Annotated in this window: 19 protein-coding genes; 11 read left to right on the top strand and 8 right to left on the bottom strand. The window is 58.0% G+C overall.

Annotated features, from left to right (window positions below; translation table 11 throughout):
• Positions 1 to 233 precede the first annotated feature (233 nt).
• The 6 genes from ACI7MX_RS18950 to bioB form a co-directional block, all read right to left on the bottom strand.
• Positions 234 to 2,039 (bottom strand): phenylacyl-CoA dehydrogenase, encoded by a 1,806-nt coding sequence (locus tag ACI7MX_RS18950; protein ID WP_405590606.1) that lies wholly within the window; start codon positions 2,037 to 2,039, stop codon positions 234 to 236.
• A 316-nt stretch (positions 2,040 to 2,355) separates the two neighbouring features.
• Complete coding sequence (gene bioD, locus ACI7MX_RS18945) at positions 2,356 to 3,036, bottom strand: dethiobiotin synthase (RefSeq protein WP_314485610.1); 681 nt, start codon at positions 3,034 to 3,036, stop codon at positions 2,356 to 2,358.
• On the bottom strand, positions 3,033 to 3,845 hold the full coding sequence (gene bioC / locus ACI7MX_RS18940) for a malonyl-ACP O-methyltransferase BioC (protein WP_405590611.1): 813 nt from the start codon (positions 3,843 to 3,845) through the stop codon (positions 3,033 to 3,035). The genes bioD and bioC overlap by 4 nt, the downstream gene beginning before the upstream one ends.
• Complete coding sequence (locus ACI7MX_RS18935) at positions 3,838 to 4,569, bottom strand: alpha/beta fold hydrolase (RefSeq protein ID WP_314485616.1); 732 nt, start codon at positions 4,567 to 4,569, stop codon at positions 3,838 to 3,840. Before ACI7MX_RS18935 ends, bioC begins: the two co-directional genes overlap by 8 nt.
• The gene (gene bioF / locus ACI7MX_RS18930) at positions 4,562 to 5,734 is read right to left on the bottom strand and encodes an 8-amino-7-oxononanoate synthase (RefSeq protein WP_405590614.1); all 1,173 of its coding nucleotides are present in this window, start codon (positions 5,732 to 5,734) and stop codon (positions 4,562 to 4,564) included. Before bioF ends, ACI7MX_RS18935 begins: the two co-directional genes overlap by 8 nt.
• Before the next feature lie 65 nt (positions 5,735 to 5,799).
• A complete protein-coding gene (gene bioB, locus ACI7MX_RS18925; protein ID WP_314485622.1) occupies positions 5,800 to 6,855 on the bottom strand; it encodes a biotin synthase BioB in 1,056 nt (351 codons plus the stop codon).
• Positions 6,856 to 6,943: 88 nt separating this feature from the next.
• On the opposite strand from bioB, the gene ACI7MX_RS18920 reads away from it, so the two are divergent.
• The 4 genes from ACI7MX_RS18920 (at position 6,944) to rarD (ending at position 11,785) form a co-directional block, all read left to right on the top strand.
• Positions 6,944 to 7,705, top strand: coding sequence for a double zinc ribbon domain-containing protein (locus ACI7MX_RS18920; RefSeq protein ID WP_405590618.1), 762 nt, complete (start codon positions 6,944 to 6,946; stop codon positions 7,703 to 7,705).
• 62 nt (positions 7,706 to 7,767) lie between these two features.
• Positions 7,768 to 9,669 (top strand): PhoX family protein, encoded by a 1,902-nt coding sequence (locus ACI7MX_RS18915; RefSeq protein ID WP_405590621.1) that lies wholly within the window; start codon positions 7,768 to 7,770, stop codon positions 9,667 to 9,669.
• A 95-nt stretch (positions 9,670 to 9,764) separates the two neighbouring features.
• The gene (locus ACI7MX_RS18910; RefSeq protein ID WP_122784133.1) at positions 9,765 to 10,739 is read left to right on the top strand and encodes a serine/threonine protein kinase; all 975 of its coding nucleotides are present in this window, start codon (positions 9,765 to 9,767) and stop codon (positions 10,737 to 10,739) included.
• A gap of 161 nt (positions 10,740 to 10,900) precedes the next feature.
• A complete protein-coding gene (rarD, locus tag ACI7MX_RS18905) occupies positions 10,901 to 11,785 on the top strand; it encodes an EamA family transporter RarD (RefSeq protein WP_314485634.1) in 885 nt (294 codons plus the stop codon).
• Here rarD and ACI7MX_RS18900 read toward each other — a convergent pair.
• Positions 11,782 to 12,300 carry an ACT domain-containing protein gene (locus ACI7MX_RS18900; RefSeq protein WP_314485637.1) on the bottom strand — a complete coding sequence of 173 codons (519 nt, stop codon included), beginning with the start codon at positions 12,298 to 12,300 and terminating at the stop codon, positions 11,782 to 11,784. The genes rarD and ACI7MX_RS18900 overlap by 4 nt on opposite strands.
• Before the next feature lie 423 nt (positions 12,301 to 12,723).
• On the opposite strand from ACI7MX_RS18900, the gene ACI7MX_RS18895 reads away from it, so the two are divergent.
• Both ACI7MX_RS18895 and ACI7MX_RS18890 read left to right on the top strand, forming a co-directional pair.
• Positions 12,724 to 14,901, top strand: a complete 2,178-nt coding sequence (locus tag ACI7MX_RS18895; RefSeq protein WP_405590626.1) for a malate synthase G — start codon at positions 12,724 to 12,726, stop codon at positions 14,899 to 14,901.
• Positions 14,902 to 15,075: 174 nt separating this feature from the next.
• Positions 15,076 to 15,528, top strand: a complete 453-nt coding sequence (locus tag ACI7MX_RS18890; RefSeq protein WP_405590629.1) for a hypothetical protein — start codon at positions 15,076 to 15,078, stop codon at positions 15,526 to 15,528.
• A gap of 51 nt (positions 15,529 to 15,579) precedes the next feature.
• Here ACI7MX_RS18890 and ACI7MX_RS18885 read toward each other — a convergent pair whose 3' ends face one another.
• A complete protein-coding gene (locus tag ACI7MX_RS18885; protein ID WP_405590632.1) occupies positions 15,580 to 16,020 on the bottom strand; it encodes a response regulator in 441 nt (146 codons plus the stop codon).
• Positions 16,021 to 16,309: 289 nt separating this feature from the next.
• Between ACI7MX_RS18885 and ACI7MX_RS18880 the strand changes: the two genes are divergently transcribed.
• From ACI7MX_RS18880 to ACI7MX_RS18860, 5 genes are all read left to right on the top strand, one after another.
• On the top strand, positions 16,310 to 18,244 hold the full coding sequence (locus ACI7MX_RS18880; protein WP_405590635.1) for a putative nucleotidyltransferase substrate binding domain-containing protein: 1,935 nt from the start codon (positions 16,310 to 16,312) through the stop codon (positions 18,242 to 18,244).
• Entirely contained in the window at positions 18,241 to 18,951 is a 711-nt protein-coding gene (locus tag ACI7MX_RS18875) for a 3'-5' exonuclease (RefSeq protein WP_314485654.1), read from the top strand. The genes ACI7MX_RS18880 and ACI7MX_RS18875 overlap by 4 nt, the downstream gene beginning before the upstream one ends.
• Before the next feature lie 258 nt (positions 18,952 to 19,209).
• A complete protein-coding gene (locus tag ACI7MX_RS18870; RefSeq protein WP_314485665.1) occupies positions 19,210 to 19,734 on the top strand; it encodes an RNA polymerase sigma factor in 525 nt (174 codons plus the stop codon).
• Positions 19,731 to 20,717, top strand: a complete 987-nt coding sequence (locus ACI7MX_RS18865) for a FecR domain-containing protein (RefSeq protein ID WP_405590639.1) — start codon at positions 19,731 to 19,733, stop codon at positions 20,715 to 20,717. The genes ACI7MX_RS18870 and ACI7MX_RS18865 overlap by 4 nt, the downstream gene beginning before the upstream one ends.
• An 80-nt stretch (positions 20,718 to 20,797) precedes the next feature.
• Positions 20,798 to 23,218, top strand: a complete 2,421-nt coding sequence (locus ACI7MX_RS18860; protein WP_405590642.1) for a TonB-dependent siderophore receptor — start codon at positions 20,798 to 20,800, stop codon at positions 23,216 to 23,218.
• Positions 23,219 to 23,224: the final 6 nt, after the last annotated feature.

Genomic DNA, 23,224 nt, shown 5'->3' with positions numbered 1-23,224 from the left:
GCAGTCTAGCTTAACGACGATAGCGATACATAGGGTCAAGCTGTGACTATTATTTAAAACACAGTCACATCCTTGTAGTCGCTGCCGAAGGCTGCGCGGCGAGTTGCGGTGCTTTCAGATGAACGGATTGCTGCGCAACCCTTCGCAGCCTTCGGCAGCGGCTAGAGGGGATTAACCAAAAAAAGCCGCGTCCCCCGAAGGAGAAGCGGCTTTTGCAGAGGACACGCCGGGGCTTAGTAGCCCAGGTCGAAATCTTCTTCTTTCATGTCCATCAGGTTGGCAGCACCCGATAGCATGGTCGCCACGTGTGCGCGAGTGCGCGGCAGGATGCGCTGGAAGTAGAAGCGCGCTGTTTGCAGCTTAGCTTTGTAGAAGGCTTCTTCCGAAGTGCCTGCAGCCAGTTTCTCAGCAGCCAGACGGGCCATGTCAGCCCAGAAGTACGCCAGGCACGCATAACCGGAATACATCAGGTAATCGACAGAGGCAGCACCCACTTCTTCACGGTTTTTCATCGCCGCCATACCGACCTTCATGGTCAGCTCGCCCCACTCCTTGTTCAGTGCAGCCAACGGCGTGACGAACTCCTGAACAGCTTCGTTGCCTTCGTTGTTCTGACAGAACTTGTGCACGATCTTGGTGAAGCTTTTCAGGGCTTCGCCTTGAGTCATCAAGACTTTACGGCCGAGCAGATCGAGGGCCTGAATACCGGTAGTGCCTTCGTACAGCATCGAAATACGGCTGTCGCGAACGTTCTGCTCCATGCCCCACTCAGCGATAAAGCCGTGGCCGCCGTAGATTTGAACGCCGTGGTTAGCGGACTCAAAACCGACTTCAGTCATAAAGGCTTTAGCGATGGGGGTCATGAAGGCCAGCAGCGCGTCGGCTTTCTTCTTCTCGTCTTCATCAACACCGTACTTGACGATGTCAACTTGCTTGGCAGTGAAGTAAACCATCGCGCGGTTGCCTTCGGCGAACGCCTTGGTGGTCAACAACATGCGGCGTACGTCTGGGTGAACGATGATCGGGTCAGCGGCCTTTTCAGGGGCTTTAGGGCCGGTCAACGAACGCATTTGCAAGCGGTCACGGGCGTATTTCAGACCGCCCTGGAAGGCGATTTCCGCATGAGACAGGCCTTGCAGTGCGGTGCCCAGACGCGCGGTGTTCATAAAGGTGAACATGCAGTTCAGGCCTTTGTTCGGCGGGCCGATCAGGTAACCGGTGGCGCCGTCGAAGTTCATCACGCAGGTGGCGTTACCGTGAATGCCCATTTTGTGTTCAAGGGAGCCACAGGACACCGCATTGCGCTCACCCAGGCTGCCATCAGCATTGGCGTTGAACTTGGGCACGATAAACAGCGAGATACCTTTGGTGCCCGCCGGTGCATCGGGCAGGCGAGCCAGTACGATATGGACGATGTTGTCGGCCATGTCGTGTTCACCGGCCGAGATGAAAATCTTGGTGCCGGATATTTTGTAAGCACCATCAGCCTGAGGTTCGGCTTTGGTGCGCAGCAGGCCCAGATCGGTACCGCAGTGCGATTCGGTCAGGCACATGGTGCCCGTCCATTCGCCGGTGACCAGTTTGCTCAGGTAGGTCTCTTGCTGTTCCGGAGTGCCGTGCTCGGAGATGGTGTTCATCGCACCATGAGACAGGCCAGGGTACATGCCCCACGACCAGTTGGCCGCACCGACCATTTCGCTCACGGCCAGGCCCAAGGACTCAGGCAAGCCTTGACCGCCGTGCTCGACGTCGTGAGCCAGACTCGGCCAGCCGCCTTCAACAAATTGCTTATAGGCTTCTTTGAAGCCAGTCGGGGTTTTTACACCGGACTCACTCCAGGTGCAGCCTTCAATGTCACCCACACGGTTCAGAGGTGCCAGCACCTGCTCACAGAACTTGGCGCCTTCTTCAAGAATGGCGTCAACCATATCTGGAGTAGCGTCCTGGCAAGCCGGCAGGCTTTGATAATGCGCTTCGTAACCGAGCAGTTCGTCACGAACGAAGCGAATATCACGCAAGGGGGCCTTGTAGTCAGGCATAGCGATAAACCTCTGCTGATGAAACCTTGGATGAACAACCGCGTGGATGTGTTATTGCGGTCAAACAGGTGTTTGAAACATACGTTTACGCCAATTTATTGTCAAGCAGCGCGATGCCGCCGTTCGTCTCGGATAACAGAATGAAGGAGTCGAAAAAACCTGTAGCCGCTGCCTCAGGCTGCCTCAGGCTGCGTCCGGCGACGCAGTCGTCGTAAACCCAATGCCTGCGATCTGTCAGATAGATGGAACGCTCAGGGTTTACGATCGTTTTGCAATCGGAGGCCGTCTGCGGCAGCGGCTCCGGGTGAAAGACGGGTTAGTCCAGCAAGTCCAATTGCAGGTGCTCGGCCACCGCATGGGCGCTGGCGGACTTTAGACGCGGTACGCGCCCCAGACACGGGGCGGGTAAGCGCTCCGCTAACGTGGCGAGGTTTTCTTCCAGGCGTGAGTTCTTCGGGCCAATAATGTTGGCCACCCAGCCGGCCAGTTGCAGGCCGTCTCGGGCGATGGCTTCGGCGGTCAGCAACGCGTGACTGATACAGCCCAGGCGCACACCCACCACCAAAATGACCGGTAGATCCAGCGCTTGGGCCAAGTCCGACAAACTGTCTTGCCCGGACAGCGGCACGCGCCAACCGCCTGCGCCCTCAATGAGCGTGAACTGCGCCTGCTTGGCCAAAATGGCCTGCATGGGGGCCAGCAGCGACTCTACAGTCAATGTCACGCCCACTTCGCGTGCGGCAATATGCGGGGCAATGGCCGGTTCAAAGGCGACCGGATTGACTTCGTGGTACGTCAGCGGTATCGAGCATTCAGCCATCAGCGCCAATGCATCGGCATTGCGCAAACCCTTGGGGGTATGTTCACACCCCGAGGCCACCGGCTTGCCAGCCGCGGTGCTCAGCCCGGCTTCGCGGGCGGCAAACAACAACCCTGCGGCCACCGTGGTCTTGCCTACATCGGTGTCGGTGCCTGTAATGAAGTACGCTGGGTTCATCGCGTTTTCTCCAAAATGCCGTATACCACTTGATACGTTGCCGGTAGCCCTAAAGGTTGCCGAAATTGCTCATACGCCCCCACCAGCTTTTGAATCCGCGCCCGAGTGGTCAAGCCTTCCGGACGCCCCGGATTGAGGTTATGCGCCCCCAAGGCTTTCAGTTCGTAGGTGAGCTGGCGCACTTGTGGGTAGTGCAGCACATGGGGCTGAATCTGCAAGCCAAGTACCTGCAAATCACTGTCGGCACACGTCTGTTGATAGGTCTCTAGCTCGCGGAAACGATTGACGTGAACCTGCCCGTCCACAGCCCGCCAGCTGTCGCGCAGTTCGCCCAGGGTACCGACACACAAACTGGCAAAGGCCAGCACGCCGCCCGGCCTGAGCACACGGTGGGCTTCACTGAGCACGGCATTGAAATCAGCACACCATTGCAGCGCCAGGCTGGAAAAAATCAAATCACAGCTGTTGTCCTGGAGTGGCAGGCTTTCGGCGTCGCCGGCAATAAAATGCTGCGCCCCGCCCAACGGCCGCGCGTAAGACAACATACCTTGGGCGATATCCAGAGCCAGCCCTTGGCTATCAGCAAAATGCTGACTCAACGCGCGGCTGAAATACCCCGTACCACACCCCAGATCCAGCCAGCGCTCAGGCATGAGGTCTGCAGGCAGTCGGGCGATCAACTCATGACCCACTGCGCGTTGCAACTCCGCCACCCTGTCATAGCTGCTGGCCGCACGGGAGAACGAAACCGCCACCTGACGCTTGTCAGGCAAAGGGTTGGCCAACGTCGCACTATTAAAATCAGTCATCACCCAACTCATGTAAAAAAGCCTGTATTGCCGCCGCCAATTCGTGGGGTGCTTCCAGTAAAAAAGCATGAGAAGCCTGTTCAATCAGGCCCACTTCGACATCCGGCAACAGCGCCAGCACCTGCGTCGCTGCCGATTCAGGTACCAGCGCATCCAACCCCGCGAACAGGTGTAATTGCGGCCCGGTGAATGCTTGCAAGGCTGCCCGCGTATCCAGCCTGCCCAGCAGCTCAAGCCCCGCGACCAGAACATCGCGCTGCGCTTTGGGGGCACCGGCCAGCAGTAATCCGGCGAGCCCGCGCGTATCAGCAGCGCCCTGGCTGCACAACAGGCAAAAGCGTTTCAGAAGAGTATTGGGCGCGTCCCGAAAACTGTTCAGGAAGGCATCAAAGGTGGCGACGGGCATCGCAGTGGGCCAATCGTCACGGCAAACAAAATTCGGGTTACTGGCCAATGTGACCAGCCCACAGCACCGGTCTCCACGCCGTGCGGCCAACTCACTGGCCAGCATCCCGCCCAACGACCACCCCCCCAGCCAGACGTTGTCGGGCACTGTGGCATCCAGTTCGTCGAGCCAGTCGTTCAGCGTGGCCGAAGCCAGCACCGGCAGTGGCTCGATTTCCACCCGCAGGTGCTCGTCGAGGCCGCGTAACGCCGCCGCCAAAGGCTCCAGCGGGGAAACACCCAAGCCCCAGCCCGGTAACAAAAACAATCGATCACGCATCGTCAAACTCCAGCTCGCGCCAACAGTCGTCCAGTACTGATAACAGTAGCTGCACCTGTGCTTCTGTGTGCGCAGCGGACAAGGTGACCCGTAAGCGCGCGCTGCCAGCCGGCACCGTGGGTGGGCGAATCGCTGTCACTAATACACCGCACTCACGCAGTCTCTTGGACAGACGAAGCGCCCGGGCACTGTCACCCATCAGGATGGGCTGGATCGGCGTAAAACTGTCCATCAGTTGCAGCCCGATTTGCTCAGCTCCTCGTCGAAACTGGTTTATCAAGGTATTCAAGTGTTCACGCCGCCAGTGCTCAGTGCGCACCAGCTCAAGGCTTTTAAGCGTGGCGCACGCCAGTGCGGGCGGTTGGCTGGTGGTGTAGATGTAGGGGCGGGCAAACTGAATCAGGCTTTCGATCAGTTCCTCACTGCCCGCCACAAACGCGCCGCTGGTGCCAAATGCTTTGCCCAAGGTCCCCATGAGAACCGGCACCTGCGCAACGCTCAAGCCGAAATGCTCGACAATGCCGCCGCCATTGACGCCCAAGGTGCCAAAACCGTGAGCATCATCGACCATCAGCCACGCGTCGTTTGCCTTGGCCTCGCGGGCCAGCGCAGGCAGGTCGGCCACGTCGCCGTCCATGCTAAATACGCCGTCAGTGACCACCAGCGTGTTGCCACAGGCCTTGGCCATTCGATTGGCCAGGCTGGCCGGGTCGTTATGCAAATAGCGATTGAAGCGCGCACCGCTCAACAAGCCCGCATCCAGCAAGGACGCATGGTTGAGACGGTCTTCAAGCACCGTGTCGCCCTGACCTACCAGCGCAGTCACTGCGCCCAGATTGGCCATATAGCCATTGCTGAACAACAGCGCACGCGGGCGGCCGGTAAATTCGGCCAAGGCTTCTTCCAGTGCGTGGTGCGGGGTGCTGTGACCGATGACCAGGTGCGAGGCACCACCGCCTACGCCCCAACGCGCGGCACCGGTTTGCCAGGCTTCGATCACCTGAGGATGATTGGCCAGACCGAGGTAGTCGTTATTGCAAAAAGCCAATAATTGCTGGCCATCGACCACCACTTCCGGGCCTTGCGGGCTGTCGAGCAAAGGACGGTGACGGTACAAATGGTCGGCTTGACGCGCAGCCAGACGGGCGCTCAGATCAAAAGACATGCTGGCCTCGATAGGCGTTTGCTAGCCACTGCCGCAGCTGCGTCAGTGGCTACGTGAATAGCGGGTTAAACCGTAGCGTCGTAAAACTGCTCGCTGGATTTCTGATCCCGCAACGCATGCTCAATGGCGGCCTGATGCACTTCGTCGGCGTGGTCCTCATGGGCTTCGGGCAAGATACCCAGACGCGCAAACAGCTGCATGTCCTTGTCGGCCTGCGGATTGCTGGTGGTGAGTAATTTGTCGCCGTAGAAAATCGAGTTGGCACCCGCCAGAAATGCCAGCGCCTGCATTTGCTCGTTCATCGCCTCACGCCCGGCGGACAAGCGAACATGGCATAGCGGCATCATGATTCGAGCCACCGCCAGCATGCGGATAAAGTCGAACGGATCAACGTCCTCAGCATTCTCCATCGGTGTGCCCGCCACTTTCACCAGCATGTTGATGGGCACAGACTCAGGATGCTCAGGCAGATTGGCCAGCTGGATCAACAGATTGGCGCGGTCATCCAGCGACTCACCCATGCCCAGAATCCCGCCGGAGCATATTTTCATGCCCGCATCGCGCACATAGCTCAGGGTTTGTAAGCGCTCGCTGTACGTGCGCGTGGTGATGATTGAAGTGTAAAACTCCGGCGAGGTGTCGAGGTTATGGTTGTAGTAATCCAGCCCCGCCCCTGCCAGGGCAGCGGTTTGCTCCTGATCGAGCTTGCCCAGCGTCATGCAGGTTTCCAGCCCCATCGCTTTCACCCCTTTGACCATTTCCAGCACGAAGGGCATGTCTTTGGCTGAGGGATGTTTCCAGGCCGCGCCCATACAGAAACGTGTAGCACCGATGTCCTTGGCGCGCTGTGCTTCTTCAAGCACCTTTTGCACCTGCATCAACTTCTCTTTAGCCAGGCCCGTGTTGTAGTGGCCCGACTGCGGACAATATTTGCAATCTTCCGGACAGGCGCCGGTTTTAATCGAAAGCAGCGTTGAAACCTGCACGCGATTGGCATCGAAATGCGCGCGGTGAACGGTCTGCGCCTGAAATAACAGGTCATTGAACGGCTGAACAAACAGCGCGCGGACTTCGTCTAAAGACCAATCGTGTCGCACGTTGGCAAAGGTGCTGGCGCTCATCGGCGTTTCTCTTGTTTATGCTTGGACTTGAACCTGAGGCAATCGCCCCAGGCACGGCACGGATGCCCGGCATGTTTAAGGATGCGACATGAACTGTCAACCACATTGGATTAGACTGGTTTACAAGTGGTTATTTAGTGATCAATTCTGTTTATTGTGTGATGAGCGAACCGACACGGCAATGGCCTTATGCACGGCCTGTGAGTTCGAGCTGCCCTGGCTCAATGAATGCTGCCAGCAATGCGCCTTGCCGCTGCCGAAAACGGGCCTGAGCTGCGGCTTCTGCCTCAAGCAACCCCCTGCCTTCCAGCGGGTTCATGCACCCTGGTTTTATGGCTTTCCCATTGACAGCTTGATCGTTCGTTTCAAACACAACAGCAAGTGGCCTTACGGCCGACTTTTAGCCGAACTTCTCGGCCAATCGCTGCTTGATCACTTCAATGCGGGCCATGAGAAGCCCGACGTCCTCTTACCGGTGCCTTTGTCTATTAAACGCCTGCGCCAGCGCGGTTATAACCAGGCAGCAATGCTCGCTGACTGGCTCAGTCAGACAGTGTCAATTCCCTGCCGCGAACAGTGGTTAGTGCGCATCCAGGACACACCGGCACAGCAGGAACTGGACGCCAAAACCCGTAAACGTAACTTGTTGAATGCATTTGGTCTGGCCTCAGAAGCGCAGGTTCAGGGCGTCCATGTAGCATTGGTGGATGACGTGCTGACGACCGGCGCGACAGCACAAAGTCTGGCGCTGTTGTTGCTCAAGGCCGGTGCACGGCGGGTAGATGTGTATTGCCTGGCCCGCACGGCAAAGTCCGAGGGGTCGCCAACCCCACGGCTTCGCGAGCAGTGAAACATTCCTGTCATACCGGCTGATTAAGGTGACTGCAAAAATCGTCTAACGCCGAGACTGCCATGAACCTATTAGAAGAAGACCAACCCACCGACCTTGAGCAGCTCATCGGCCTCAGCCGACGTGGTTTTATCGGCGCCGGTGCACTGTGCACAGCGGCGATTTTTTTAGGCGGCGGGCTGCTGAGCCGTAGCGCGCTGGCCGCCAGTGTCAGCGCGGCTTCCAGCCAATTACTAGGCTTTGACAGCATCAAGGCCGCGACCACCGACCGCATCAGCCTGCCGCCCGGCTATCGCTCATCAGTGCTGATCAGTTGGGGCCAACCCTTGCACGTCGACGGCCCGGCCTTTGACCCCAGCGGCAAAGGCACGGCCAGTGCGCAAGAAGTCCAATTCGGCGACAACAATGACGGCATGAGTCTGTTCGCCTTCCCTGATGACCCGAACCGCGCCTTGATGGCGATCAATAACGAATACACCAACTATCGCTACCTGTACCCCCACGGCGGCATGCCCACCTCCCTTGAAGAGGTGCGCAAAGCCCAGGCCAGCGAGGGAGTGTCTGTCATTGAAATTCAGCGTAAAGGCTCCGGTTGGCAGTTTGTCCAAAACTCGCGCTTCAACCGCCGCATTCACGGCAACACCCCGATCCGCCTCAGCGGCCCGGCAGCGGGCCATGCCTTGTTACGCACGCCCGCTGACAACACGGGCACCCGCGTGCTGGGGACATTCCAGAACTGCGCCAACGGTAAAACACCTTGGGGCACTTACCTGACCTGCGAAGAAAACTTTACCGATTGTTTTGGCAGCACCGATCACAAACAAAGCTTCAACGCTGCGCAAAAACGTTACGGCGCGGTAGGCGCCAGCAAAGAGATCAATTGGCATCCCCATGATCCGCGCTTCGATTTGGCGATCAACCCAAACGAGTTGAATCGCCATGGCTGGGTCGTTGAAATCGACCCGTTCGACCCACACTCCACCCCGGTAAAACGCACGGCGCTAGGCCGCTTCAAGCATGAAAACGCCGCCCTTGCGCAGACCCGGGACGGCCGCGCAGTGGTCTACATGGGCGACGATGAGCGTGGCGAGTTCATTTACAAGTTCATCAGTCGCGACACAATTGATCACGCAAACCCCAAGGCCAATCGCGACCTGCTGGATCACGGCACGCTCTACGTTGCCCGTTTTGACGATGGCGACAAAAACCCGGATCGCCCCAAAGGCAAAGGCCAGTGGATTGAGTTGAGTCACGGCAAAAACGGCCTGGACGCCAGCAACGCACTAACCAGTCAGGCTGAAGTACTGATTAACGCCCGTCTGGCCGGCAGCATCGTCAATGCCACACGCATGGATCGCCCGGAGTGGATTGTAGTTAGCCCCAAGGACGGCCAGGTGTATTGCACCCTGACCAACAACGCCAAGCGCGGCGAAGACGGGCAACCGGTCGGCGGCCCCAACCCGCGAGAAAAGAACGTCTACGGGCAGATTCTGCGCTGGAAAGCGCACAACGGTGATCACAGTGCAGACACATTCGAGTGGGATCTGTTTGTGGTTGCAGGCAATCCGGTGGTGCACACCGGCCAGCCAAAAGGCGGCTCGGCCAATATCACCCCGCAGAACATGTTCAATAGCCCCGACGGCATGGGCTTCGACGACGCCGGTCGCTTGTGGATCCTGACGGATGGCGACGCCAGCAACAGCGGCGACTTTGCCGGCATGGGCAATAACCAGATGCTCTGTGCCGACCCTGACAGCGGCGAAATTCGCCGCTTCATGGTCGGCCCTGTCGGCTGTGAGGTGACGGGCATCAGCTTTTCCCCGGATCAGAAAACCCTGTTTGTCGGCATCCAGCACCCCGGTGAAAACGGCGGTTCTACCTTCCCGGAGCACCTGCCCAACGGTAAACCCCGCTCTTCGGTGATCGCGATCAGCCGTGAAGACGGCGGTATCGTCGGCACCTGACCCTCGCCAACATCGGGATTAAGGCCCCAACCCGCGACCGGTCTGCGCTAACATGCATGGCCGGACGCGGCAGCCTGCTGCGCGCAGGAGTCAGCATGTCTCATCCGTTTGCAACACTTACCCCAGATCTAGTGCTTGATGCCGTCGAAAGCATCGGTTTCCTGAGCGATGCCCGCGTGCTCGCACTCAATAGCTACGAAAATCGCGTGTATCAAGTCGGCATCGAAGACTCGGAACCACTGATTGCCAAGTTCTATCGGCCTCAGCGCTGGACCAACGAAGCGATCCTTGAAGAACACCGTTTCACCTTCGAGTTGGCCGACTGTGAAGTTCCGGTCGTCGCCCCCATGATTCATAACGGCGAAAGCCTGTTTGAACACGCAGGCTTTCGCTTCACCCTGTTTCCTCGACGGGGTGGCCGTGCGCCTGAGCCTGGCAACCTCGACCAACTGTATCGCCTCGGGCAACTGCTCGGCCGCCTGCACGCGGTAGGCGCGACCAAACCCTTCGAGCACCGCGAAGCGCTGGGCGTGAAAAACTTCGGCCATGACTCCTTAACGACCTTGCTCGAAGGCAACTTCATCCCCCGCAGCCTGCTCCCGGCCTACGAATCAGTGGCCCGCGATCTTCTTAAGCGTGTGGAAGACGTGTACGCCGCCACACCGCACACCAACATTCGCATGCACGGTGATTGCCACCCCGGCAACATGATGTGCCGCGACGAGGTGTTCCATATCGTCGACCTGGACGACTGCCGCATGGGGCCAGCCGTGCAGGATTTGTGGATGATGCTCGCCGGCGACCGTCAGGAATGTCTGGGTCAATTGTCGGAATTGATGGACGGGTATAGTGAGTTCCACGATTTTAATCCGCGTGAATTGGCCTTGATCGAACCCCTGCGTGCGTTGCGTTTGATGCACTACAGCGCCTGGCTGGCTCGCCGCTGGGACGACCCGGCGTTCCCCCATAGCTTCCCGTGGTTTGGTACCGAGCGGTATTGGGGCGATCAAATATTGGCCTTGCGCGAACAATTGTCGGCGCTTAATGAAGAGCCGTTAAAGCTGTTTTAACACCACGCCCCGTGGCAGCTGCCGTAGGTACGAGGCTGCGTCCGGCGGCGTAGCTGTCGTAAAATCGGCTCATTGGGCGTCTGAAAATCCGGAACTCAGTATTTACGATCGCTGCGCAACCGTACGCAGCCTACTGAAATATTTATAAACAAGGATTCTGCATGCAAGCCGCCAACCCGCGTCGCGGGTACATCCTGGGCCTCAGCGCCTATGTCATTTGGGGACTGTTCCCGCTCTACTTCAAATTACTGGCCAGCGTACCGGCGGCCGAGATCATCGTTAATCGGGTGCTCTGGTCCGCCTTGTTCGGTTCCTTGATGCTGCTGGTGTGGAAACACCCAGGCTGGTGGCAAGAGCTGCGCGACAACCCTAAGCGCCTGGCGGTACTGACCCTCAGCGGTCTGCTGATTGCAGTCAACTGGCTGACCTACGTATGGGCCGTGAACAATGACCGCATGCTCGAAGCCAGCCTCGGCTACTACATCAACCCGCTGGTGAACGTGCTACTGGGCATGCTCCTGTTGGGGGAGCGCCTGCGCCGTCTGCAATGGCTGGCCGTGAGCCTGGCAGTGATCGGCGTGGCCCAGCAAGTGTGGCAAGTCGGTAGCCTGCCTTGGGTAGCACTGGTGCTGGCGTTGAGCTTTGGTTTTTACGGGCTGATTCGCAAACAAGCCCCGGTCAAAGCCTTGCCGGGGTTGGTGATCGAAACCTGGATTCTGGTGCCGATTGCCATTGTCTGGCTGCTGCTACACCCCGAAGCCAACAGCGCACACGCTGACTTCTGGGGCACGTCTGAAGCCTGGCTGCTGGTGGCCGCGGGCCCTGCCACCCTGATCCCGCTGGTGTGTTTCAACGCTGCCGCGCGGCATTTGCCCTACACCACATTGGGGTTTATGCAGTACATCGCGCCTACGCTGGTTTTGACTTTGGCAGTGACGGTGTACGGCGAGCATTTGTCCGCGAGCACCCTGATTGCCTTTACGTTTATTTGGGCCGGTTTGGTGGTGTACAGCCTTGATGCGTGGTTGACCCTGCGCCGACGCTAATCGTCGGTGTTCAACTTGAGTTCCACCAGCAACTCATCCGCCAGGTCTTCGAGGCTTTTTTGCAACGCCTCCAGCGAGTGAGTCAGCGGCACCGCCAAAATGGCTTCAGCGTGAAACAGCGGCTCGTTGCTCATGGGCGCGGGCCGCACATCCGTCACCAGCCGCTCCAGGTTTATTCCTTGTTGGGTCAATACCCGCGAAATATCGCGCACGATGCCGGGGCGGTCATTGCCGACCAGCTCCATGGCGATGGGCTTCCAGGTGCAGGATTGCTCAATGCCACTTTCGGCGAACATCACCTGAATCCCTTCTTTGCCCAAGCCTCTTAACGCGTCCAGCAACTCTTCGTGGGTTTCGGCTGGCACACCCACACGCAAAATGCCGGCAAATTGCCCGGCCATGCGCGACATTCGGCTTTCCAGCCAATTACCGCCATGGGCGGCGATGCAGTCAGCGATGCGCTCAACCTGCCCGGCTTTGTCCGGCGCAAACACGGTAATCACAAGATGGTTCATGGCGGGGACTCTCTTATTAGGGGTCGGTTGAGTATAGGCCGCCCTCCAATACCTGTAGCCGCTGCCGCAGGCTGCGATAAGGGCCGCAGGACCTTCACCCGCACTCCGCCCATCACAGCCTCATTCCTACGCACTAAAATGCTGCAGAACACAAAATTGTGTACTGTTTTTAGAATTATCTGGAACAACCTGTGTGTTTCTTGAGAACATCCTGTGCTTGTACGTGACCGATAATGTAAAACCGGTCGAAGAACGACGTGATCAGTCCAATTTTCACATCCCGTATTGATCATGTAGTATGCCTCGGCAAGCACTACATAATGGGCGACACCGTCCGCCAAGGCGTCTGTTTTAACCCGCATTACCCCGCAAGCACGAGCTAACGCAGTGTCAGGCTTTAAATAAAAATGAGTGAGGCAAGCAATGACTGAACACGTTCACGTCGGTGGCCTGCAGGTCGCCAAAGTCCTGTTCGACTTCGTCAACAACGAAGCCATTCCCGGTACCGGCCTCAACGCCGACCAGTTCTGGGCCGGTGCCGACAAGGTTATCCATGACCTGGCCCCCAAGAACAAAGCACTGCTCGCCAAACGCGATGATTTGCAGGCGCGGATCGACGCCTGGCACCAGGCTCAGGCCGGCAAGGCCCATGATGCCGTGGCTTACAAAGCCTTTTTGCTAGACATTGGCTATTTGCAGCCAGAAGCCGCCGATTTCCAGGCAACGACGCAAAACGTCGATGACGAAATTGCCCGTATGGCTGGCCCACAGCTGGTGGTGCCGGTGATGAATGCACGCTTTGCCCTCAACGCCTCGAACGCCCGCTGGGGTTCGCTGTACGACGCGCTCTACGGAACCGATGCCATCAGCGAAGCCGAGGGTGCTGAAAAGGGCAAAAGCTACAACAAGGTGCGCGGCGACAAGGTGATTGCCTTCGCCCGTGCCTTCCTTGACGAAGCGGCACCGCTGGCCCAGGGGTCTCACGTTGATTCAACGGCCTACGCCATCGTCGGCGGTGCCTTGCAGGTCACCCTCAAAGACGGCGCCAGCACGGGCCTGCGCGACACCGCGCAACTGATTGGCTACCAGGGTGATGCGCCGACACCGACCGCCGTGTTGATCAAACATAACGGCCTGCATTTTGAAATCCAGATCGACGCGGCCAGCCCTGTCGGCCAGACCGATGCCGCCGGCGTCAAAGACGTGCTGATGGAAGCAGCCCTGACCACTATCATGGACTGTGAAGACTCCGTCGCCGCTGTCGATGCTGACGACAAGGTGGTGATCTATCGCAACTGGTTGGGCCTGATGAAGGGTGACCTCAGCGAGCAGGTCTCCAAAGACGGCCAGACCTTTACCCGCACCATGAACCCGGATCGCGAATACACCGCGCCCAACGGCGGCACGCTCAGCCTGCACGGTCGTTCACTGTTGTTCGTGCGTAACGTGGGTCACTTGATGACCATCGACGCGATCCTCGACAAAGACGGTAACGAAGTCCCGGAAGGCATCCTCGACGGTCTGCTCACCAGCCTGGCCGCGATGCACAGCCTGAACGGCAAGGCCACGCGTAAAAACAGCCGCACGGGTTCGGTTTATATCGTTAAACCGAAAATGCACGGCGCTGAAGAAGCCGCCTTCACCAACGAGCTGTTCGGCCGCATCGAAGACGTGCTCACGTTGCCCCGTAATACGCTCAAAGTCGGCATCATGGACGAAGAGCGCCGCACGTCGATCAACCTCAAGGCGTGCATCAAAGCGGCCAGCGAGCGCGTCGTGTTTATCAACACCGGCTTTCTGGACCGTACCGGCGACGAGATTCATACCTCGATGGAAGCCGGACCGATGGTGCGCAAGGCCGACATGAAGTCCGAAAAATGGATTTCAGCCTACGAAAACAACAACGTGGATGTCGGTTTAAGCACGGGCCTGCAAGGGCGTGCGCAAATCGGTAAAGGCATGTGGGCCATGCCTGACCTGATGGCCGCCATGCTCGAACAGAAAATCGCTCATCCGCTGGCGGGTGCCAACACCGCCTGGGTGCCCTCGCCTACGGCCGCCGCCTTGCACGCGTTGCATTATCACAAGGTCGACGTGTTCGCCCGTCAGGCCGAACTGGCCAAGCGCGCTCATGCCTCGGTGGACGACATCCTGACTATCCCGTTGGCCGTGAACCCGCAATGGACGCCCGAGCAGATCCAGAACGAACTGGACAACAACTCGCAAGGCATCCTTGGCTACGTGGTGCGCTGGATCGATCAGGGCGTGGGCTGCTCCAAAGTGCCGGACATTCACGACATCGGCTTGATGGAAGACCGTGCCACGCTGCGTATTTCCAGCCAACACATTGCCAACTGGCTGCGTCACGGCATTGTCAGCCAAAGCCAGGTGCTGGAAAGCCTAAAGCGCATGGCGCCGGTGGTGGACCGTCAAAACGCCAACGATGCGTTGTATCGTCCATTGGCACCGAACTTCGACAGCAACATCGCCTTTCAGGCGGCAGTCGAGCTGGTGATTGAAGGGACAAAGCAGCCGAACGGCTATACCGAACCGGTCTTGCATCGCCGTCGTCGTGAGTTCAAAGCTAAAAACGGTTTGTAATAGCGCAGCTCATTAAATGCCCCTCGCTGAGGGGTATTTTTTTGCCTGGATATTCACTACAGAATGAAACGAGTGCAGTTCGTCTGGCCAAAAGCTTTATGGACTCCAACGTGTAACGAGCTGAACTACAGTTAACTCATGGTTGTTGGCGCTCTGGAAGGTAATTTCCAGAGAATGCTGAACCTCTACACAGATGAACGAGAGGATTTTATGGGTCAATTCATTATTGTGAACGGCTCCAAAATAATTGTTCCTACGCCTTTCTTGGCGTACACATTAATTGTTCCACCCCTGCTGACGATCACGGGAACTGGGCATGCCACGGTCGGGGGACAACCTGTTTGTCAGGAGGGTGATGAAAAGCTGGTCATCGGTATGTGTTCATACACCATCGGCAGTTATACAACCCCCGGAACCGTTACGATCACGATTAGCGAAGCTAAAACTGCCGCTTATGTTTCAAGCCTAAAACCGGTCATTACAGCACCTCAATGGAAGGTTAAATGCACAAGGTCAACGCAGGCAACACTGCCCCCCCCCAGCAATTTGCCAGATCTCTCTCCACCGCAAGAAATGATGGTTAGCGTTACCGGTAATCCCAACACTTTCGTCTCTGTTGAGGGGTAGCCGGTTCAAGCGTTAATCCTTTAACTCAGCGGTATGGACTTCGCGGCCTGACTACACCCCCAACTCCTGTGCAATCAACTGAAGCAGCTTCTCGGTATCAATCGGCTTGAGCAGAAAATCCACCACATTCAGGTGCATGGCTGCAATGGCATCTTTTACCCCGGCATCGCCCGACATAATGATGATTGGCAGACTGGCGCGCGTAGAGGCGCGGACCTTGCGGATCAGGTGCAAGCCGTCATGGGGCACCATGCGCAAGTCGGTCAATATCAACCCGACCGAGTCGTCGGACGCGAGCAGGGCCAACGCTTGCTGCTCATTGCTGGCGGTCAAGCATTTATACCCTTCCTCCGTTAACAGCTCTGCCAGCAGCTCGCGCTGTAATTGATCGTCTTCAACGATCAACAAACTTTGCCGTGCGATGACCGGGGTGTGCATTACCTCGTTCAAGGCCTCGCGCTCTGCGTCGGTCAAAATGTCATGTTCAGTCATGTCGCTCTCTACAGGACCTTGTCCGCTAATTTCTCAGCAGCGTAGTCGTTTATTGCGCGACCACGCCCCCTGTTCACTCAATACACGTATACCGAAGCCAGTGGCTTCAATAATCAAGTATGAAACCACACAAACGGCTCTAAACATTCAACATGTTGCCCCCCCTAGACTTACGTCCAATGGGCACCCGGGCGCAGACAAACGAGCATGAGGGCGCAGCAACATCCAGGGCCGTGGCGCCCTGTCATAACAACAAGGGTAACCACCTACAACGCGGTAACGGTCGGTCATGAGCAAATCGGATGCGTTTCTCCAGGCAGGAAAAACTGCTGTGTTGCAGAACATTCACGGCACCATGCAGTTCTTGCAGCGTTTTCCGCCCTTCAACCATATGGAAAACACCCACTTGGCGTTCCTGGTGGAGCAATGCCAGCTGCGTTTCTATGGCCCCGGCGAGAGCATTATCCGACCAGCTGACGGGCCGGTAGAACATTTTTACATCGTCAAACAAGGTCGGGTCGTGGGTGAACGCACTCATCTGGGCAGAGGCGATACCGAAACCACATTTGAAATCACGGCCGGGGAGTGCTTCCCGCTCGCAGCCCTGTTGGGCGAGCGTGCTACCCGCACCGAACACCGTGCTGCTGAGGATACCTTTTGCCTGCAACTGGGCAAGGCGGCGTTTATCAAACTGTTCGCCCTGTCCGACGATTTTCGCGACTTTGCGCTGCGCGGTGTCAGCAGTTTACTCGACAAGGTCAACCAGCAGGTTCAACAGAAAGCGGTACAGACCTTGGGGACTCAGTACTCCCTCAACACCCGCCTCGGCGAACTGGCGATGCGCCATCCCGTGACCTGTTTGCCCGAAACTTCGCTGCGCGAAGCCGTGCGCCTGATGCATGAACAACAAGTCGGTAGCATTGTCGTCGTCGATGCCGACAAAGCGCCGCTGGGCATCTTTACCCTCCGTGATCTGCGCCACGTCGTGGCCAGTGGTGTTGAGGACTTCGCCCAAGCCATCGATGGATTTATGACCCCGGGCCCGTTTTACCTGACCCCCGATCACAGCGCCTTCGATGCCGCCATCGCCATGACCGAGCGGCACATCGCCCACGTGTGTCTGGTCAAAAATCAGCGCCTGTGCGGCGTCGTGTCCGAGCGGGATTTGTTTTCGTTGCAACGGGTCGATCTGGTGCATCTGGCCCGCACCATTCGTCACGCACCCAAGCTGGAGAACCTGGTTAACCTGCGCGGCGAAATTGGCCAGTTGGTAGAGCGAATGCTGGCCCACGGCGCGTCCTCGACGCAGATCACCCACCTCATTACTCAACTTAATGACCACACGGTGTGTCGCGTCATCGAGCTGGTGCTGGCTGAACGCGGAGACCCCGGCGTGCCGTTCACGTGGCTGTGTTTTGGCAGCGAAGGACGACGCGAGCAAACCCTTCACACCGATCAGGACAACGGCATTTTTTTCGACGCTCAGGACGCCACAGAGGCCGACGCTATTCGCCAGCGCTTGTTGCCCATCGCACAGCAGATCAATCAGCACTTGGCCGCCTGCGGCTTTACCCTGTGCAAGGGCAATATCATGGCCGGCAACCCTGACCTGTGCCTGTCCCGTGCCGAATGGGCTCGACGCTTTGCGGCCTTTATCCGCGAAGCCACTCCAGAGAATCTGCTGGCCTCAAGCATTTATTTTGATCTGCGCGCGGTCTGGGGAGATGAACAGGGTTGCCAGCAGTTGCGCCGTGGCATCCTCGACCAAGTGGCCGACAATCGCCTGTTCCAACGCATGATGGCTGACAATGCTTTGCGCCATCGCCCGCCCGTGGGGCGCTTCCGCGAATTTGTGCTGGAACGCAAAGGCAGTGACAAAGCCACACTGGACCTCAAAGTTCAGGGCCTCACGCCCTTTGTGGATGGGGCCCGCCTGCTGGCGCTGGCCCACGGCATTGAAGCGACTAACACCCTCGAACGCCTGCGCCAGCTGGTGTCGCTGGACGTCATCGAAGCGCTGGACGGCGCCGCCTATGAAGAGGCGTATCACTTTATTCAGCAAACCCGCATGCAACAGCACCAGCTACAAACCCGGGAAAACCGAGCGTATTCCAACCGTGTTGACCCCGACCAATTGAACCAGCTCGACCGGCGCATCCTGCGTGAGGCCCTGCGTCAGGCACAGCGCCTGCAAAGCAGCCTGGCGTTGCGGTATCAGCTATGAACTTCTGGTCGTGGCTTTTACCCGGCAAAAAACCATTGCTGAGCCTTGAGCAGCAACAACGCTTGCTGCACATGCCGCCCTCACCGGGGCTGAGCGAGCGTTCATTGCGCCAGCAGCGCTGGGTCGTGGTCGATCTGGAGACCAGCGGCCTGAACCTCAAGCGCGATCAAGTGCTGTCCATTGGCGCAATGGTGATTGAAGACGGCGCGATTGATCTGGGGCAGACCTTTGAACGCACATTAATGCGCACGCACATGCCGCTCAATCCCAGCGTGTTGTTGCACGGTCTGGGCCCAAGTGCGATTGCCGCCGGTTGCGACCCCATCGACGCCCTGCTCGACTTTATGGCGTTTGTCGGTGACAGCCCGCTGCTCGCCTTTCATTCCCCCTTTGACCAGCACATGCTCGGCCGCGCCCTCAAAGAGAGCCTGGGCTATCGTTTGCAGCATCCGTTTATGGATGTCGCGGCGCTGGCGCCCATGCTGTGTCCGCAGGTCAATCTGCGCGAAGCCGGACTGGACGCGTGGATCAAGCACTTCAACCTTCAGGTTGAAGAGCGCCATAACGCCAGCGCCGACGCGCTGGCCACCGCTGAACTGGCCCTGATCCTGTTCAGCCGCGCCCGCGCCCAACACATCGACAGCCCCCAAGCCCTGCAACAGCGGCTAAACCAGTGGCAACGACGCAAACACGTGCACAGCTTTTAATCAGTCCCCCCTCCGCGTAGCAGCTGCCGAAGGCTGCGTCCGGCTGCGCAGCAGTCGTGATACCTGTCATCGCGGTATACCGAAAATACCCATACACAGGTTTTACGACCGCTTCGCGCTCGAACGCAGCCTTCGGCAGCTGCTACGTAATCCAAACAGCAAAAGCCCTCTGGCCATCCGATGAGCGTCAATTGCGCACGGCCAATGGCTCTGACACAATCGCGAATAATTATCGTTAGTTAAAACTTGTAGTCGGTGATGTCCTTGTCGTCAGTCCAAAATCCCCACAGCGAACTGGTTGGATCGCTTTACCGCGACCACCGCGGTTGGCTGCTGGCGTGGCTGCGACGCAATGTGGCCTGCCCGCAACGAGCCGAAGACTTGAGCCAGGACACCTTTGTGCGCCTGCTGGGGCGCACCGACCTCAAGGCGCCACGTGAGCCGCGGGCCTTTTTGACCGCCATCGCCAAGGGCCTGCTGTTTGACTACTTTCGCCGCGCCGCGCTGGAACAGGCTTACCTCAACGAACTGATGCAGGTTCCCGAAGCCGAACAACCCTCGCCCGAAGAGCAACAGCTGATCCTCGAAGACCTCAAGGCCATCGACGCGATGCTGGGCAAACTGTCGAGCAAGTCTCGCGCCGCCTTCCTATACAGCCGCATCGATGGTCTAAGCCACGCTGAAATTGCCGAGCGTCTTGGCGTATCGGTGCCCCGTGTACGTCAGTACCTGGCCCAAGGTATCCGCCAGTGCTACATCGCTCTGTATGGCGAACCGGCATGAGTGCAGTCAGCTCAAAACCGGTGAGCGCCAAGGTTCTGGACGCCGCCATCGCCTGGCAATTGTGTCTGGACTGCGGCAACGGCAGTGCTGTGGAGCAGGCTGAATTCGCGGTCTGGTATGCCGCCAGTGAAGAACACGCCCGTGCCTGGTTACAACTGGGCATGTTGGATCAACGTTTCAGCAACACCAGCATCCCTGCGCGCAACGCGTTGTTGGCCCCTCGCGACGGAGTGCAGCAGCGGATCCGTAAAATTGGCGGTGGGCTGGCCAGTGTCGCGCTGGTGTGCGGGCTGGCCTTGTTCGCGGGTAAAAACTACCTGCCGCTGGATTACTGGATGGCCGACCAACGCACCGCTACCGGGGAGCAGCGGCAATTACGTCTGGCCGATGGCACCGTACTGGACCTCAACACCCACAGCGCAGTTGACGTGCAATTTGATGCCAGCACCCGGCGAATCATCCTGCAAGAAGGTGAAATCATGGTCGAGACCGGCCATGGCGATCCCCGCCCTTTTATCGTGCAAACCCGCGATGGCAGCCTGCGCGCCTTGGGCACCCGGTTTCTGGTCAAACGCGAAAACGACGGTACACGGCTAAGCGTTTTGCAATCGCAGGTAGCAGCGCAGCCTGAAACCAGTGGCCATGAAACGGTCTACAACGAAGGCCAGCAAGTGCTGATGCAGCGCGACAGTTTGGGCCCGATGCTCGCGTTGAGCCCCGGCGCAGATGCCTGGACACGAGGCATGCTGGTGCTCGACAACGTGCGCTTGGCCGACATGGTTCGCGAGCTCAATCGCTACCGCCGTGGCCATCTGGGCGTCGACCCTCAAGTGGCTGACTTGCGTATCAGTGGCAGCTTCGCACTGAACAACGTCGAACTGGCGCTCAACGCCCTGCAACCGACCTTGCCGGTCAAGATCGAACACGTGACGCCGTGGTGGGTCACTGTCAGCCCTGCCCCTCACAATGCTGAATCGAAATAATTTTCATCACGCCCTATCACTTTTCGAATGTCATGCGGCAGATAGGCATTGAGAAACATTTCCATTCAGGAATACGCCGAATGTCCCGCACCCTCGACACGTTTTTGCGCCCAGGCCTGTTGGCCGCCGCCATTGCCCTGAGCGCCCCGTTGGCCAGCCCTTCGCTGATGGCAGCTGAACAAGCGACCACTGCTCGCACCTACAACCTGCCTGCTGGCTCGCTGTCCACGACCCTGAACCAGATTGCCAGCCAATCCGGCATCACGCTGGCGATTGACCCAACACTCGTTGCAGGCAAAACCTCGGCGCCCGTCAGTGGCACGTTCGAGGGCAGCACGGCCTTGCGTGAAGCGTTGCGCGGAACGGGGTTGCAGCTGCAACAGAGCGGTGGCGGTGCCTATGCGCTCGTGCCTGTGCCTGTGGTTGAAGGCGCGCTGACCCTGGGCGACGTCAATGTGAATGCAAGTGCTGTGGCCGAGGGTTCAGAGGCTGCTGGCTACGTCAGCGAAAACATCAGCAATGTCGGCGCACTGGGCAGCATGAAGCTGCAAGACACGCCGTACTCCATGAGCGTCACGTCTCAGGCCTTGCTTAAAAACATGCAGGCGACTTCGCTGGATGACGTGTTCAAGCGTAACCCGTTCACTCAGATGTTTTCCCCTACAGGGGCGGGCTATGCCAGTGCCGTCAACATTCGCGGGTTTAGCGGTGCGGGCAACCTGAACATTGCCAACGATGGGCTGCGCTTCTCCACCCTCGCGGATGCCGGTAACTTTCTGGAAGAAACCGAACAGCTCGAAGTGATTACTGGCTTGACTGGTTTTTTGTATGGGCCCGCCACTCCGGGTGGTTTAGCCAACTACGTGCTTAAACGTCCGACCTACGAAACCTATCGCAGCGTGACGCTGGGCAATGCCGGAGGTGACAACTATTACCTGCACGGTGACTTCGGCGGCAAGATTGATGATGAAGGCAAGTTCGCCTATCGACTGAACCTCCTGACACAAGACGGCCAAACGGCGATCGACATGCAGAAACGCCGCCGCGAGTTGATCAGTCTGGCGGTTGACTGGAACGTCAGCGACGACCTGCAAATTCAATTCGATGCTTCACACAAGAAGACTGAAATTCACGGTTTGACCAGCTATTGGTATTTCGGCGATCAAGCGCTGCGTCCCCGCGCCTCGCAACTCCACAACGACAAACTGTACAGCCAGAAATGGTCGTTCTCGGACAACGAAACCGACAAAGGCGGCGTTCGCGCCAAATGGCGCTTGAACGACACCTTCACCCTGCGCGGTGCATTCGCCACACAGAAATTCACCGAAGAGAACACCTACACCGGCCCGACTGTTTACAGCCCTGGGGTCTACACCCAGCCGCTGTACGCTTTTGCACCAATTGAGCACCAAGAGAACTCGGCATATCTGTTCCTGGATGCTGCCTTCGACACAGGCGCCATTGACCACAAAATAACCATGGGTTATCAGGGCAACGACTCGCGCATCAAGCAGTACGAAGACCACATCCCCTCGGACGGCTCGCAGTATGCAGACGTCGGAGGAGGCGCCCTGCCTTTCGGCAGCAGCGAGCAAGTCACCAAACCCGGCTACTCGATTGGGCATGGCAGCAAGCACTTGGCGAGTACATCGCAATCCAACAACTTCCTGATCGGTGACGTGATCACCTTCAACGACCAATGGTCTAGCATCGTTGGCGTCACGCGGACACAGATCAAATCCTACGCCAATGACTTCATCTACTCCTCACCCGCGAAGAAAACCCGCTACGACGCAAGCAAAACGTCGCCAAGCGTATCGCTTATCTACAAGCCGGTGCCTTGGCTGACGACCTATGCAACCTACATTGAAGGGCTACAAGCAGGCGGCACTGCGCCTTACAACGCAATCAACGCCGGTGAAATCTTCGCGCCACAAGTGAGTAAGCAATACGAAGTAGGTGCCAAAGCCACCGTCGGCGATGCACTGCTGACGCTTGCCCTGTTCAACATCGAAAAGCCTAACGGCTACCTCGACGGCGACATGGTGTACACCGAAAGCGGCACACAGGTTAACAACGGCCTGGAATTCAGCGTGACCGGTAAAGTCACCCCGGAGTTGACGGTGATCGGCGGATTCACCTTGCTTGATCCCAAGGTCAAGGATGCCGACAACAAGGCCAACGATGGCAACGCTCCCGTGGATGTCGCCAAACAATTGGCCAAACTGTACGCCGAATACGATATCAATGCCGTGCCTGGCCTGGCCCTGACCGGTGGCGCGTTCTACACCGGCAAGCAATACACCGATGTTTCCAACGACTACCAACTGCCCTCGTTCACCACCTTTGATGCCGGTGCGCGTTACCGCATGAAGGTGTCGCAAAACGATCTGACCTTACGCATGAACGTCAGCAACCTGGCCAACAAAGACTACTGGCTTAACAGTCACTACCTTGGCGACCCGCGTACCGTTCAATTCTCGGCGCAGTTGGAGTTTTAAACACGC

This window comes from Pseudomonas sp. 2024-210, from assembly GCF_045062345.1.
GTDB lineage: Bacteria > Pseudomonadota > Gammaproteobacteria > Pseudomonadales > Pseudomonadaceae > Aquipseudomonas.
This window is presented reverse-complemented; position numbering and strand designations above follow the sequence as displayed.

Excerpts from the sequence above, each read along its gene's own strand:
- ACI7MX_RS18950 (WP_405590606.1), bottom strand. The coding sequence starts at position 2,039 with ATGCCTGACTACAAGGCCCCCTTGCGTGATATTCGCTTCGTTCGTGAC.
- bioD (WP_314485610.1), bottom strand. The coding sequence starts at position 3,036 with ATGAACCCAGCGTACTTCATTACAGGCACCGACACCGATGTAGGCAAG.
- bioC (WP_405590611.1), bottom strand. The coding sequence starts at position 3,845 with ATGACTGATTTTAATAGTGCGACGTTGGCCAACCCTTTGCCTGACAAG.
- ACI7MX_RS18935 (WP_314485616.1), bottom strand. The coding sequence starts at position 4,569 with ATGCGTGATCGATTGTTTTTGTTACCGGGCTGGGGCTTGGGTGTTTCC.
- bioF (WP_405590614.1), bottom strand. The coding sequence starts at position 5,734 with ATGTCTTTTGATCTGAGCGCCCGTCTGGCTGCGCGTCAAGCCGACCAT.
- bioB (WP_314485622.1), bottom strand. The coding sequence starts at position 6,855 with ATGAGCGCCAGCACCTTTGCCAACGTGCGACACGATTGGTCTTTAGAC.
- ACI7MX_RS18920 (WP_405590618.1), top strand. The coding sequence starts at position 6,944 with ATGAACTGTCAACCACATTGGATTAGACTGGTTTACAAGTGGTTATTT.
- ACI7MX_RS18915 (WP_405590621.1), top strand. The coding sequence starts at position 7,768 with ATGAACCTATTAGAAGAAGACCAACCCACCGACCTTGAGCAGCTCATC.
- ACI7MX_RS18910 (WP_122784133.1), top strand. The coding sequence starts at position 9,765 with ATGTCTCATCCGTTTGCAACACTTACCCCAGATCTAGTGCTTGATGCC.
- rarD (WP_314485634.1), top strand. The coding sequence starts at position 10,901 with ATGCAAGCCGCCAACCCGCGTCGCGGGTACATCCTGGGCCTCAGCGCC.
- ACI7MX_RS18900 (WP_314485637.1), bottom strand. The coding sequence starts at position 12,300 with ATGAACCATCTTGTGATTACCGTGTTTGCGCCGGACAAAGCCGGGCAG.
- ACI7MX_RS18895 (WP_405590626.1), top strand. The coding sequence starts at position 12,724 with ATGACTGAACACGTTCACGTCGGTGGCCTGCAGGTCGCCAAAGTCCTG.
- ACI7MX_RS18890 (WP_405590629.1), top strand. The coding sequence starts at position 15,076 with ATGCTGAACCTCTACACAGATGAACGAGAGGATTTTATGGGTCAATTC.
- ACI7MX_RS18885 (WP_405590632.1), bottom strand. The coding sequence starts at position 16,020 with ATGACTGAACATGACATTTTGACCGACGCAGAGCGCGAGGCCTTGAAC.
- ACI7MX_RS18880 (WP_405590635.1), top strand. The coding sequence starts at position 16,310 with ATGAGCAAATCGGATGCGTTTCTCCAGGCAGGAAAAACTGCTGTGTTG.
- ACI7MX_RS18875 (WP_314485654.1), top strand. The coding sequence starts at position 18,241 with ATGAACTTCTGGTCGTGGCTTTTACCCGGCAAAAAACCATTGCTGAGC.
- ACI7MX_RS18870 (WP_314485665.1), top strand. The coding sequence starts at position 19,210 with ATGTCCTTGTCGTCAGTCCAAAATCCCCACAGCGAACTGGTTGGATCG.
- ACI7MX_RS18865 (WP_405590639.1), top strand. The coding sequence starts at position 19,731 with ATGAGTGCAGTCAGCTCAAAACCGGTGAGCGCCAAGGTTCTGGACGCC.
- ACI7MX_RS18860 (WP_405590642.1), top strand. The coding sequence starts at position 20,798 with ATGTCCCGCACCCTCGACACGTTTTTGCGCCCAGGCCTGTTGGCCGCC.